The sequence below is a fragment of the Streptomyces sp. NPDC031111 genome, assembly GCF_055570675.1.
On record NZ_JBVIGS010000030.1, the window covers coordinates 1 to 13,229 of the forward strand.

10 protein-coding genes are annotated in these 13,229 nt (G+C 70.3%); 8 read left to right on the forward strand and 2 right to left on the reverse strand.

The annotated features are described in order from the left end of the window. Positions 1–260 precede the first annotated feature (260 nt). From ACZ470_RS37180 to ACZ470_RS37205, 6 genes are all read left to right on the forward strand, one after another. The gene (locus ACZ470_RS37180; protein ID WP_468434381.1) at positions 261–1,472 is read left to right on the forward strand and encodes an ROK family transcriptional regulator; all 1,212 of its coding nucleotides are present in this window, start codon (positions 261–263) and stop codon (positions 1,470–1,472) included. A gap of 134 nt (positions 1,473–1,606) precedes the next feature. Continuing rightward, a complete protein-coding gene (locus ACZ470_RS37185; protein ID WP_468434428.1) occupies positions 1,607–2,707 on the forward strand; it encodes an ABC transporter substrate-binding protein in 1,101 nt (366 codons plus the stop codon). Positions 2,708–2,887: 180 nt separating this feature from the next. Next, a complete protein-coding gene (locus ACZ470_RS37190; protein WP_184761552.1) occupies positions 2,888–3,679 on the forward strand; it encodes an ATP-binding cassette domain-containing protein in 792 nt (263 codons plus the stop codon). Beyond that, positions 3,676–4,968 (forward strand): sugar ABC transporter permease, encoded by a 1,293-nt coding sequence (locus tag ACZ470_RS37195; RefSeq protein WP_468434382.1) that lies wholly within the window; start codon positions 3,676–3,678, stop codon positions 4,966–4,968. Before ACZ470_RS37190 ends, ACZ470_RS37195 begins: the two co-directional genes overlap by 4 nt. Positions 4,969–5,194: 226 nt before the next feature. Beyond that, positions 5,195–7,126 carry a 1-deoxy-D-xylulose-5-phosphate synthase gene (dxs, locus tag ACZ470_RS37200; protein ID WP_468434383.1) on the forward strand — a complete coding sequence of 644 codons (1,932 nt, stop codon included), beginning with the start codon at positions 5,195–5,197 and terminating at the stop codon, positions 7,124–7,126. 147 nt (positions 7,127–7,273) lie between these two features. Beyond that, positions 7,274–8,785, forward strand: a complete 1,512-nt coding sequence (locus ACZ470_RS37205) for an amino acid permease (RefSeq protein ID WP_468434384.1) — start codon at positions 7,274–7,276, stop codon at positions 8,783–8,785. A 43-nt stretch (positions 8,786–8,828) separates the two neighbouring features. Here the strand turns inward: ACZ470_RS37205 and ACZ470_RS37210 are convergent, their stop codons facing one another. Beyond that, positions 8,829–9,218, reverse strand: a complete 390-nt coding sequence (locus ACZ470_RS37210) for a PIN domain-containing protein (RefSeq protein ID WP_468434385.1) — start codon at positions 9,216–9,218, stop codon at positions 8,829–8,831. Between the two features lie 69 nt (positions 9,219–9,287). On the opposite strand from ACZ470_RS37210, the gene ACZ470_RS37215 reads away from it, so the two are divergent. Further along, positions 9,288–10,304: a PLL family lectin gene (locus ACZ470_RS37215; protein WP_468434386.1), complete on the forward strand. Its 1,017-nt coding sequence runs from the start codon at positions 9,288–9,290 to the stop codon at positions 10,302–10,304. A gap of 157 nt (positions 10,305–10,461) precedes the next feature. Continuing rightward, entirely contained in the window at positions 10,462–11,580 is a 1,119-nt protein-coding gene (locus tag ACZ470_RS37220) for a PLL family lectin (protein WP_468434387.1), read from the forward strand. 136 nt (positions 11,581–11,716) lie between these two features. Here ACZ470_RS37220 and ACZ470_RS37225 read toward each other — a convergent pair whose 3' ends face one another. Beyond that, positions 11,717–12,838, reverse strand: a complete 1,122-nt coding sequence (locus tag ACZ470_RS37225) for an LCP family protein (RefSeq protein ID WP_468434388.1) — start codon at positions 12,836–12,838, stop codon at positions 11,717–11,719. Between the last annotated feature and the right edge of the window lie 391 nt (positions 12,839–13,229).

Below are 13,229 nucleotides of genomic sequence, written 5' to 3' on the forward strand. Positions count from 1 at the left end.
CTTCCGCCCCCCCCCCCCCCCCCCCCCCCCCCCCCCCCCCCCCCCCCCCCCCCCCCCCCCCCCCCCCCCCCCACCACCCCCCCCCCCCCCCCCCCCCACCCCTGTGGCGTACCGCCCGGTAGTCGGCCGTGGACACGGCCTGGAACCGATTTGTGTCAAGGGCTTGACGCCACCGGGCGATTCAGCGGAGCTTGGAGTTCATAACTTGTACAAGGTCCGGTCACCCATGGTGACGCGGCCAGGGATGAGGGTGAGAGTCAATGGAGACTCCGGGGTCGCAGTCCTCGCTGCACCGGGCCAATCTGGAGCGGGTCGTCCGAGCGGTACGTCTCGCGGGCTCGCTGACCCAGGCGGAGATCGCGAGGACGACCGGCCTGTCCGCGGCCACGGTCTCCAACATCGTCCGGGAACTGAAGGACGGCGGGACGGTCGAGGTCACGCCCACCTCGGCGGGCGGTCGCAGGGCCCGCAGCGTCTCGCTGAGCGGGGACGCGGGCATCGTGATCGGTGTCGACTTCGGGCACACCCATCTGCGGGTCGCGGTCGGGAACCTCGCCCATCAGGTGCTCGCCGAGGAGTCCGAGCCGCTGGACGTGGACGCCTCCTCGGCCCAGGGCTTCGACCGGGCGGAACAACTGGTCAGCCGCTTGATCGAGGCGACCGGCGTGGACCGCGCCAAGGTCGCCGGCGTGGGCCTCGGCGTACCCGGGCCGATCGACGTGGAGTCCGGGACCCTGGGCTCGACCGCGATCCTGCCCGGCTGGACCGGCACCAAGCCCGCCGAGGAGCTGCGGGGGCGGCTCGGCGTGCCGGTGCACGTGGACAACGACGCCAACCTGGGCGCCCTCGGCGAGATGGTCTGGGGCAGTGGCCGGGGGGTGCGCGACCTGGCGTACATCAAGGTCGCCAGCGGTGTCGGCGCCGGTCTGGTGATCAACGGGAAGATCTATCGCGGGCCCGGCGGCACCGCCGGTGAAATCGGACATATTACACTCGATGAATCCGGCCCCGTGTGCCGCTGCGGCAACCGCGGCTGCCTGGAGACCTTCACGGCCGCGCGCTATGTGCTCCCGCTGCTCCAGCCCAGTCACGGCACCGATCTGACGATGGAGGGCGTCGTCAGGCTGGCGCGGGACGGTGACCCGGGCTGCCGTCGGGTGATCGCCGACGTCGGCCGCCACATCGGCAGTGGAGTCGCCAACCTCTGCAACCTGCTGAACCCGAGCCGGGTGGTCCTCGGCGGTGATCTCGCCGAGGCCGGTGAGCTGGTGCTCGGGCCGATCCGGGAGTCCGTCGGCCGCTATGCGATCCCCAGTGCGGCACGTCAACTGTCCGTTCTCCCCGGGGCACTTGGGGGCCGTGCGGAGGTGCTCGGAGCGCTCGCTCTCGCGCTGAGCGAGATGGGCGATTCGACGCTTTTGGACGGCACCGCGACCGGGTCGCTCACCGCGGCGACCCCTGCCTTCACTTAGAGAACGGATGGCACCGTTGCCATCTCGTTAAGGATTTACTTCTTGACGTCGCACGTGTGGCCGAGTTGACTTCCAGCCACCTCGGCCGCAACGACGCGGCCTCGTCAGGGAGGTTTGTAGAAGTGAACACGCGTATGCGTCGTGCTGCCTTTGCCATCGCCGCAGGTGCGATGGCCGTCTCGCTCGCCGCTTGTGGCAGCGCCGCCGAGTCCGGCGACAAGAGCGACTCCGGCGACTCCGCCGCGAAGGGCGATGACATCAAGGTCGGTCTGCTCCTGCCGGAGAACCAGACCGCGCGGTACGAGAAGTTCGACAAGCCCTTGATCGAGAAGAAGGTCAAGGAGCTCACGAACAACAAGGGCGAGGTCGTCTACGCCAACGCCAAGCAGGACGCCAGCCTGCAGAACCAGCAGGTCGACACGATGGTCACCAACAAGGTGGACGTGCTCATCGTGGACGCGGTGGACTCCAAGGCCATCGCCGGCTCGGTGAAGAAGGCCAAGGACGCCGGCATCCCGGTCGTGGCCTACGACCGCCTCGCCGAGGGCCCGATCGACGCCTACACCTCGTTCGACAACGTGACCGTCGGCAAGACCCAGGGCGAGGCCCTGCTCGAGGCCCTGGGCGACAAGGCCAAGGACGGCCAGATCGTCATGATGAACGGGTCCTCCACCGACCCGAACGCCGCCATGTTCAAGGAGGGCGCGCACTCCGTCCTCGACGGCAAGGTGAAGGTCGGCCGCGAGTACGACACCAAGGAGTGGAAGCCGGAGAACGCCAACGCCAACATGGAGGGCGCCATCTCCGCCCTCGGCAAGGACAAGATCGTCGGCGTCTACTCCGCCAACGACGGCATGGCGGGCGGCATCATCACCGCCCTGAAGGCCGCCGGCATCGACAACATCCCGGTCACCGGCCAGGACGCCGAGCTCGCGGGTGTGCAGCGCATCGTCACCGGTGAGCAGTACATGAGCGTCTACAAGCCGTACCCGCAGGAGGCCGACGTGGCCGCGGAGATGGCCGTGCTGCTGGCCCAGGGCAAGTCGCTGGACTCGATCGCCAAGGACAAGGTCGACAGCCCCACCACCAAGGCCGTCCCCTCCGTTCTCGTCCCGGTCGTGTCGCTGACCAAGGAGAACATCAACGACACCGTGATCAAGGACGGCATCTACACCGTCCAGGAGATCTGCACGGGCAAGTACAAGGCCGCCTGCGACAAGATCGGCCTCAAGTAAGCAGTCCCCACGTCCCGTGACGGACACGGGAGTCCGTGACCCGGACCCCCCGCACGGGACCGACTGCCACGCGCTCCGCCGGCGCCCCGCACACACCAGCCCCGCAAGCTACGCGGGGCGCCGGACGGAACACCCCCCAAACTTCTGCACAACCTCCCGCCGGGTCAGGCGGCGAAGGAGATGGTTCACGTGTCCGCTACGCCCGTGCTGGCGTTGCGCGGGGTCTCCAAGCGGTTCGGTGCCGTCCAGGCGCTCACCGACGTAGAGCTTGAGGTCCACGCCGGTGAGGTGGTCGCCCTGGTGGGCGACAACGGTGCCGGAAAGTCCACGCTGGTCAAGACGATCGCCGGCGTGCACCCCATCGATGAGGGCGTCATCGAGTGGGACGGCAAGACCGTCCAGATCAACAGGCCGCACGACGCCCAGAACCTGGGCATCGCGACGGTCTACCAGGACCTCGCGCTGTGCGACAACATCGACGTCGTCGGCAATCTCTACCTGGGCCGGGAGCTCCGCAGGCGCGGTGTCCTGGACGAGGTGGAGATGGAGCGGCGCTCCCGCGAGCTCCTCGACACGCTCTCGATCCGCATTCCCAGCGTCCGGATCCCGATTGCCTCGCTCTCCGGCGGTCAGCGCCAGGTCGTGGCCATCGCCCGGTCCATGCTCGGCGAGCCCAAGCTGGTGATCCTCGACGAGCCCACCGCCGCCCTCGGCGTCGAGCAGACCGCGCAGGTCCTCGACCTGGTCGAGCGGCTGCGCGAGCGCGGTCACGCGGTCATCCTCATCAGCCACAACATGGCCGATGTGAAGGCCGTGGCGGACAAGGTCGCCGTGCTGCGCCTCGGACGCAACAACGGCGTCTTCGAGGTCAAGTCGACCTCGCAGGAAGAGATCATCTCCGCCATCACGGGCGCCACGGACAACGCCGTGACCCGTCGTGCGGCGCGCACCAATGGGGAGATCAAGAAGTGAGCACCGAAAAGACCACCGCCCCCACCGAGGACCACGCCGTGGAGAACCCCGAGGCGGCCGCCGCGGCGGTCACCGTGGTCGACCCCCGGCTCCTCGTGCGCGAACAGGGCTTCCTGGGCTACTGGAACGAGTTCAAGCGGAAGATGAAGGCCGGTGACCTCGGCTCCATCCCCGTCGTGGTCGGCCTGCTGATCATCTGGGCCATCTTCACCAGCCTGAACTCCAACTTCCTCACCGCCGGCAACTTCTCGGACATGTCCGTGGCCATGGTCGGCACGGGCATGATCGCCGTCGGTATCGTCTTCGTCCTGCTGCTCGGCGAGATCGACCTGTCGGTCGGCTCCGTCAGCGGTGTGGCGGGCGCCGCCTTCGCGGTCATGAACGTCACCCACGGGATGAACGAGGTGCTGGCCCTGGTGCTGGCGATCCTCACCGGTACGGTGGCGGGCGCCATCCACGGCTTCATCTTCGCCCGCATCGGCGTCCCGGCCTTCGCCGTGACCCTGGCCGGCCTGCTGTTCTGGCAGGGCTTCATGCTCCAGATCCTGGGCGACAACGGCACCATCAACCTGGACTCCGAGGGTCTGGTCGTCAAGCTGACCAGCTACTACTTCTCGGATGTGGCCGCCGCGTACGGCCTGGCGATCGTCGCGACCGTGGGGTACTTCCTCATGGCCTTCTTCGACAACCGCCGCCGTGAGGCCGCCGGCGTGCCGTCCCGGCCGCTGAACGAGATCATCGTGCGGACCGTACTGCTCGCGATCCTGGCGTTCGCCGTCGCGATCGTGTTCAACCAGTACAAGGGCCTGCCGCTGGCCGTGGTGATCTTCCTCGCGTTCCTGGTGCTCACGGACTTCGTGCTGCGCCGCACCGCGTACGGCCGCAAGGTCTTCGCGCTCGGCGGCAGCGTCGAGGCGTCCCGCCGCGCCGGTATCAACGTGGAGCTGGTCCGGATCTCGGTCTTCGCGATCGCCGGTACCTTCGCCGCGATCGGCGGTCTGTTCGTCGCCTCGAAGATCGCCTCCGCCAACCAGGGCGCGGGCACGGGTGAGTTCCTGATGAACGTCATCGCAGCGGCGGTGATCGGTGGTACGTCGCTCTTCGGTGGGCGTGGCCGCACGTGGGACGCGCTGCTCGGTGTGATGGTCATCATCTCGATCACGTACGGTCTGGCGCTGGAGGGTATCGCCTCGCCGGTTCAGTACATGATCACCGGTGGTGTGCTGCTGGCGACCGTCGTCATCGACGCGGTTACTCGTAAGACGCAGAAGACGGCTGGGCGCGCGTAGTCGCTCCGCTGCGGGTGGGCTGTGGCTTGTCGCGCAGTTCCCCGCGCCCCTGAGGGTGTCGCTGTTGCCCGGTGCCTTTTGGGTGCCGGGCAACAGTCGTGTTGTTCATGGGTACTGCTGATCGGGTGATGCACGACGCACCGCCCGGAGTCGTTCCTGCCGGGCGGAACATTAGACTCGACCCGCCCGGCAACAGCTCGATCAGCTCTACTGCAAGGAGGCACGGGTGCCGCTGCTGACCCGCATCAGGGGACCGCGCGATCTGGACCGGCTCAGCCTGGAGGAGCTCGACCAGCTGGCCGGGGAGATCCGGACCTTCCTCGTCGACGCGGTCTCCAAGACCGGCGGCCACCTCGGCCCCAACCTCGGTGTGGTGGAGCTCACCATCGCCCTGCACCGGGTCTTCGAGTCGCCCAAGGACAAGGTGCTCTGGGACACCGGCCACCAGTCCTACGTGCACAAGCTGCTGACCGGCCGGCAGGACTTCTCCAAGCTGAAGATGAAGGGCGGCCTGTCCGGCTACCCCTCGCAGGCCGAGTCCGAGCACGACGTCATCGAGAACAGCCACGCCTCCACGGTGCTCGGCTGGGCCGACGGCATCGCCAAGGCCAACCAGATCAAGCAGCGCGACAGCCACGTCGTCGCGGTCATCGGCGACGGCGCGCTCACCGGCGGCATGGCCTGGGAGGCGTTGAACAACATCGCCGACGCCAAGGACCGCCCGCTCGTCATCGTCGTCAACGACAACGAGCGCTCCTACTCGCCCACCATCGGCGGCCTCGCCAACCACCTGGCGACCCTGCGCACCACCGACGGCTACGAGCGCTTCCTGACCCGCACCAAGGACCTCCTGGAGCGCACCCCGGTCGTCGGCCAGGCCCTCTACGACACCCTGCACGGCGCCAAGAAGGGCCTGAAGGACTTCATCGCCCCGCAGGGCATGTTCGAGGACCTCGGCCTGAAGTACGTCGGCCCGATCGACGGCCACGACATCGAGGCCCTGGAGTCCGCCCTGGCCCGCGCCAAGCGGTTCGGCGGCCCGGTGATCGTGCACTGCCTCACCGAGAAGGGCCGCGGCTACCAGCCCGCCCTCCAGGACGAGGCCGACCGCTTCCACGCCGTCGGCAAGATCCACCCCGACACGGGACTGCCGATCGCCAGCTCCGGCGCCGACTGGACGAGTGTCTTCGGCGAGGAGATGGTCAGGCTCGGCGAGGAGCGCGAGGACGTCGTCGCCATCACCGCGGCCATGCTCCAGCCGGTGGGCCTCGACAAGTTCGCCAAGCGCTTCCCCGACCGGGTCTACGACGTCGGCATCGCCGAGCAGCACGGCGCCGTCTCCGCGGCCGGTCTCGCCCACGCCGGGGTCCACCCCGTCTTCGCCGTGTACGCCACCTTCCTGAACCGCGCCTTCGACCAGGTGCTGATGGACGTGGCCCTGCACAAGTGCGGTGTGACCTTCGTGCTCGACCGGGCCGGTGTCACCGGCACCGACGGCGCCTCCCACAACGGCATGTGGGACATGTCGATCCTCCAGGTCGTCCCCGGGCTGCGGCTCGCCGCCCCGCGCGACGCCGACCAGGTCCGCGCCCAGCTCCGGGAGGCCGTCGCCGTCGAGGACGCCCCCACCGTGGTGCGCTTCTCCAAGGGCGCCGTCGGCCCCGCCGTACCCGCCGTGGGCCGGGTCGGCGGCATGGACGTCCTGCGCGAGCCCGGCACCGCCACCCCGGACGTGCTGCTGGTCTCCGTGGGCGCGCTGGCCCCGATGTGCCTGGAGATCGCCGCGCTGCTCGACCGGCAGGGCATCTCCACCACCGTGGTCGACCCGCGCTGGGTCAAGCCCGTCGACGAGGCCATGGCCCCGCTCGCCGAGAAGCACCGCGTCGTCGTCACCGTCGAGGACAACTCCCGGGTCGGCGGTGTCGGCTCCACGATCGCCCAGGCGCTGCGCGACGCCGGCGTCGACGTGCCGCTGCGGGACTTCGGCATCCCGCCGCGCTTCCTCGACCACGCCTCGCGCGCCGAGGTCATGGCCGAGATCGGGCTGACCGCCCCCGACATCGCCCGCCAGGTCACCGGCCTGGTCGCGAAGCTCGACGGCCGGTACGAGCGTTCCGCCGCCGACGCGGTCGACGCGGTGGAACCGGCCCGCGACTGACCCGCCGTCCGTGTCGCCCGGATGGGCCGTGCGTGCCACCGCGAAGAGTGGCGCGCACGGCCCATCCGCGTGAAGGCGCCCGCGCCGGGGCATACGACCTACGCCCCCTCTCGATCATGTCGAGGACGACAAGCGTGGGAGGTACCCGTGACAAGCCCCCTTTTCCGGACGAAGAACGTAGAGCAGTCCATCCGCGACACCGAGGAGCCCGAGCACGCTCTCAAGAAATCCCTGTCCGCGCTGGATCTGACGGTCTTCGGTGTCGGTGTCATCATCGGCACCGGCATCTTCGTCCTCACCGGAACGGTCGCCAAGAACAACGCCGGACCCGCGGTGGCCCTCGCCTTCGTGGTGGCCGGTGTCGTGTGCGCGCTCGCCGCGCTCTGCTACGCCGAGTTCGCCTCGACCGTGCCGGTGGCGGGCTCGGCGTACACGTTCTCGTACGCCTCCCTGGGTGAGCTGCCGGCCTGGATCATCGGCTGGGACCTGGTCCTGGAGTTCGCGCTGGGCACGGCGGTGGTGGCCGTCGGCTGGTCCGGGTACATCCAGTCGCTCATGGCCAACGCGGGCTGGGAGATGCCCGCGGAGCTGGGCAGTCGCGAGGGCTCCGACGTCTTCGGGTTCGACATCCTCGCCGCCGTCCTGGTGCTGGTGCTCACCGGCATCCTCGTCCTCGGCATGAAGCTGTCCGCCCGTGTCACGTCGCTCGTCGTGGCCATCAAGGTGACCGTGGTCCTCGTGGTGATCATCGCGGGGGCCTTCTTCATCACCGGCGACAACTACGACCCGTTCGTCCCGGACTCGCAGCCCGTGCCCGCGGGCGAGAGCCTCGATTCGCCGCTCATCCAGCTGATGTTCGGCTGGGCCCCGGCCAACTTCGGTGTGATGGGCATCTTCACCGCCGCGTCCGTGGTGTTCTTCGCCTTCATCGGCTTCGACATCGTCGCCACGGCCGCCGAGGAGACGAAGAACCCGCAGCGCGACATGCCCCGAGGCATCCTCGGCTCCCTGTTCATCTGCACCGTGCTGTACGTGCTGGTGTCGATCGTCGTCACCGGTATGCAGCACTACAGCGAACTGTCCGTGGACGCCCCGCTGGCGGACGCCTTCAAGGCCACCGGGCATCCCTGGTTCGCGGGCTTCATCAGCTTCGGCGCCGCCGTCGGCCTGACGACCGTCTGCATGATCCTCCTGCTCGGCCAGACCCGGGTCTTCTTCGCGATGAGCCGCGACGGGCTGCTGCCCCGGTTCTTCTCCCGGGTCCACCCCCGCTTCAAGACCCCGCACCGGCCGACCATCCTGCTCGGCGTCGTCATCGCGGTCCTCGCCGGCTTCACCCCGCTGAACGAGCTGGCCGCGCTGGTGAACATCGGCACCCTGTTCGCCTTCGTGATCGTGGCGATCAGCGTGATCATCCTCCGCCGGACCCGTCCCGACCTGCACCGCTCCTTCCGCACCCCCTGGGTGCCGGTCCTGCCGATCGTGTCGGTCGGCGCGTCCCTGTGGCTGATGCTGAACCTGCCCGCCGAGACCTGGGTCCGCTTCGGCATCTGGATGGCGATCGGCATCGTCGTCTACTTCCTCTACAGCCGCACCCACAGCCGCCTGGCCAAGGGCCAGGACCAGGCCCCCACCCCGCCCGCCCCACCGTCCCGCTGAGGACGGCCGGCCCTCGGCCCCGCGGCCCGAGGGAGGACGGTTCTCACCCGTCCTCCCTCCCCGCCGGGCGTACGGTGCGGGGGCCCGTCACGTCCGCGCCCAGGGCCGTCACCCTGCGGCGCAGTTCGCGGTCGGCGGTGACGACCAGGACCGGGCGGTCGCCGGCCCGCGCCACCAGATCGACCATGTGGTCGTCGCCGCTGCCGGGGGCGGGCTCCACCCGGACACCCGGGACCGAGTCCACGCCACGGGCCGCCCCCTCGGTCACGAGGACGACCTCCACCGGGCCGGAGTGCCCGGGCAGGCCCTGTGCGGCCAGGTGATCGCGCAGGCGTTCCGCGGCGCCCCGGCGGTCCCGCCACCATCCGTCGGGCACCGACCCGACGACGTTCGCGGCGTCGACGATCACGAGCAGGGCGGCGGTGTCGTTCATACCCGCCAGGGTCCCATGCGCGGTCGGCCCCGCCCGTGCCCCGCGGACCCGCTTGCGTAAGGTGAACCGGTGAACGGCGACTGGCTCCTCCGCGGCCGCGACGGCCGCCTCACCGTCTACCTGCCGTCGGACGACGCCGTCCTGTGCCGCGCGGAACTCGCCCCGGGCGGCCCCTGGGAAGCACCCCGCAGGGTCGGCGGCGACCAGGGACTCCGCCCGGGACCGGCGGTCGGACAGGGCGCCGACGGCTACGCCCACCTGGTCGCCTGGCGGCCCACGGCGTCCGGTGAGTCGGGACTGGTGCACTCCACCCACTTCCGTCCGCGGCTCGCCCCGCTGGACTGGAGCCCCATCGGCCACCCCGACAAGAAGGGCGACCGCACCGGCACACCGGCCGTCGCCGTCGACGACCGGGGACGCGCGCACGTCTTCGTCCGCAACAAGGCCGGCGGGGTGAGCCTGCTCGCGCAGAAGGAGAAGGGCGGCTGGACCCCGTGGCAGGACCTCGGGGGAGCGGACGTCCAGGACCGACTCGCGGCCGTGACAGGGGAGTCGGGACTGGTCGAGCTGTACGCGGCCGTCCCGGGCGGGATCCTGCACTGGCGTCAGGAGGAGCCCGGCAAGCAGCCCGTGCGTGCGGAGGACACCGGCGCCTCCGCACGCCCGGGCACGCTCCGCGCGCTGGCCACCTCCGCCGGACACACCACGCTCTACTTCACCGACGAGCGCGGGACGTTGTGCGCCTGGCGCCCCGGCGAGAAGCCGGCACCCCTCATCACGGCGGCCGGCCCCGGCCCCGTCTCGGCCGTGCGCTGCGACATCGAGGGCCACGACTGCACGGTGCTCGCCCAGCGTGCCGCGAGCGGCCGCACCGCGTTCGCCGCCTACCCCACGGAGCGGGAGGCGGCCGGCGCCTGGTGGACCGAGTCGGGTCCCCGGCTGCCCCCCGACGCCACCGTGGCCGTCGCCCTGGACGAGCACGAGGAGGTCGTCGCGGCCACCCTCACCCCGTCCACCGGGACCCTCCTGCTCACCCGCCGCAAGGACGAACCGGGACTGGCGCTGCGGGCCTGGCAGGAGGTCTGAGAACGGTCCGGCCCACGGCGGGACCGCGCCGCGGTCGGCACCTCATGTTCGTCAAATGTTCGATCTATGATGGTCTGCGCTCAGCCTCCGTGTAGAACTGGTGCTCGGGAGGATGGCAGGTCAGTCGCATCCAGCAGCACGAGGGGCAGGTCACGTCATGCGGACCAGATCCGGGCGCGGCGCCGCCCGCGGCAGATCGGACGACCGGGGCACGGGCGCCGGGAGCGAGTGGCACGTCGCCGAGGAGACCCTCGACGGCCGCTGGCTCGTCCTCGGCAAGGACGGCAGGCTCACCGCCTACGCCCGCACCCGCACCGGGCTGCTGCGCTGGACGGAGACCAGGCCCGGCGGACCGCACTGGTCGGATCCGGAGTTCTTCGACGTCCCGGACCTGACCCGGCTGACGGTGACGCAGGGCGCGGACAGCTATGTCCACTTCCTGGGCCGGCGCGCCCGCGAGGACGACGGCCCGCCCGTCGTCGACATCGTCCACGCCATCCAGTACCAGACCGCCCGCCCGGTCACCGAGTGGCGGTCGCTGGGCAATCCGCACAAGGACCGAAGCAGGGCCGCCCGGCTCGGGGCACCCGTGGCCGCGGTGAGCGCGAGCGGCCGGGTGCACGTCCTCGTCCCCAACGCGGGCGGTGGACTGATGCTCCGCAGGGAGGCGCCCAGCGGCAAGTGGGAGCCCTGGGTGGATCTCAAGGGCAGCGGCGTGCGGGACGGTTTCGCGGCCCTCGCCCATTCCTCCGGGCGCATCGAGGTGCTCGCGGGCAACCGGGCGCACACCATGCGGTGGTACCAGACGGAGGCCGACGGCGACCTGGGCCAACTGCCGAACATCGCACTGCGCCTGACGCCCGGCACCCTCGCCATGCTGGAGACGGCGCCGGGCCGGACGACGTACTACTGGGCCGACGAGGAGACCGGCCAGCTGCTCGCCCACCGCGCCGACGGCTGGGTGATCCCGCTCGGCGGCGCGACGACCGGCGACCGCGTCGCGGTGCTGCGCGCGGTGCTCGACGGGTACGACTGCACGGTGCTGGCCCACCGCGGGCCCGACGGTCAGGTCATGCTCGCCGTGTGCGGCACCGAGAACGAGGGAGCGGGCCTGTGGTGGTCGCCCACCGGTGAGTTCGGCGTGGGCGCCCCGGCGCTGGCCCTGGACGGCTACGGCCGGGTCGTGCTCGCGGTGATCGGCACGGACGGGGCGCTGCGGGTCGCCCGCCAGGGCGCGGGTCCGGGCCTGTCGCTCGACCCCTCGGTGACCGTCTGACGTACGCGCGGCCGTGGGGGGGGGGGGGGGGGGGGGGGGCGCCCCCCCCCCCCCCCCCCCCCCCCCCCCCCCGCACGGCCGTTGTCGATGTGCCTCTCGGCTTCCCGGGGCCTTGCGGTGCCCCGGTACCGGTGGTTCAGGAGGTGCCGCCGCCCTTGGCGGGGGACTTCTTGGCCGACTCCGGAACGTCCTCGTCGTTGCGCAGCGCCTTCCACAGGTCGTCCGCCTGGGGTTGGGCCGCCACCACCCGGTTGGGGTCCTGCTTGTCGTAGGCCACCGGCAGCATGATGGTCTCCATGGAGGACGGGTCGACCCCGTTCAGGCTGCGGCCGAAGTCGGCGAGCGCGGTGAGGGAGGCCAGCTCGGAGTCGGTGGTCAGCGCCGAGGTGAGCTGGTCGGCGATCTTGTAGGTCTTGGTGGGGCTGCCGAACAGGTCCTGGCGCTTGATCTCGCTCAGCAGGGCCATCATGAACTGCTGCTGGAGGCCGATGCGGCCGAGGTCGCTGCCGTCGCCGACGCCGTGCCGGGTGCGGACGAAGGCCAGTGAGTCGGTGCCGTTCAGCTTGTGGGTGCCGGCGGTCAGATCGAGACCGCTGGACGGGTCGTGGATGTCCTCCTCGACGGTGACGGTCACCCCGCCGATCGCGTCCACCAGGTCCTTGAAGCCGGCGAAGTCGATCTCCATGTAGTGGTCCATGCGGATCCCCGACATCTTCTCCACCGTCTTGACCACACAGGCCGGGCCGACCTGCGAGTAGATGGAGTTGAACATCACACGCTCGGCCGCGGCGACCTCGGAGCCGTCCTGCTTCGAGCAGGCGGGCCGGGTCACGAGGGTGTCGCGCGGGATGCTCACGGCGACGGCCTCGGTGCGGCCCTCCGGTATGTGCATCACCAGCGCGGTGTCCGAGCGGGCGCCGGCGACCTTGCCGGTGTTCAGCTCGGCGTTGTCCCCGGAGCGCGAGTCGGAGCCCAGGACCAGGATGTTCTGCCCGGAGGTCGGCAGCTTCTCGGGCCGGTCGTCGCCGATCGCCTCGTTGATGTCGACACCCTTGATGTTGCCGTTGAGGTCGCTGTACAGCCAGTAGCCGATGCCGCCCGCGGCCAGGACGAGCAGCACCAGGCTCAGCGCGATCCAGCGCCAGACACGGCGTCGTCGCGGGGGCCGGGCCGATCGCCGGCCCGAGGTCGGCCGTCGGCCGGAGGGCGCACGTCTGGACCGGCGGGGGCTCGTCGTCTCCGTCGGGGCGTGCGTCATGGACCTCGGTCCTCTCTCGTCTGCCGGCTCGCTGTCCGGACATGGCATGCAGGGCACGAGTGGGGGGAGAGGCCGGGCCCCGCCGCGGCGGTCGTCGCCGAAGCGTTTCCGAACTATAGACCGATTGCCGGACGAGTCGGATGGCGGTCCGGGACATCTCCCCGAAGTCCGATGTTCAGAAGCATGTCAGTGAGCCGTGTATTTTCTGTCATAAGTGATTGCTGTTGACAGGTATCCGGGCCATTGGTGAAGATGTGCCGGTCCTGTGAAGGTTGAATTTTCGGTGTGAATGGCGTCGGCCGGTGGGCCGGAGCCGGTTGTGGTCGTGAATCGAGCCGGGGGGCACGAGGGCTCACGGCCACCAGTGCTCACCGCGGCATGTCCCGGGTGA

What these genes read in the sequence shown, in the direction of transcription:
- ACZ470_RS37180 (WP_468434381.1), top strand. Translation starts at nt 261, where the DNA reads ATGGAGACTCCGGGGTCGCAGTCCTCGCTGCACCGGGCCAATCTGGAG.
- ACZ470_RS37185 (WP_468434428.1), top strand. Translation starts at nt 1,607, where the DNA reads ATGCGTCGTGCTGCCTTTGCCATCGCCGCAGGTGCGATGGCCGTCTCG.
- ACZ470_RS37190 (WP_184761552.1), top strand. Translation starts at nt 2,888, where the DNA reads ATGGTTCACGTGTCCGCTACGCCCGTGCTGGCGTTGCGCGGGGTCTCC.
- ACZ470_RS37210 (WP_468434385.1), bottom strand. Translation starts at nt 9,218, where the DNA reads ATGAACGACACCGCCGCCCTGCTCGTGATCGTCGACGCCGCGAACGTC.
- ACZ470_RS37220 (WP_468434387.1), top strand. Translation starts at nt 10,462, where the DNA reads ATGCGGACCAGATCCGGGCGCGGCGCCGCCCGCGGCAGATCGGACGAC.
- ACZ470_RS37225 (WP_468434388.1), bottom strand. Translation starts at nt 12,838, where the DNA reads ATGACGCACGCCCCGACGGAGACGACGAGCCCCCGCCGGTCCAGACGT.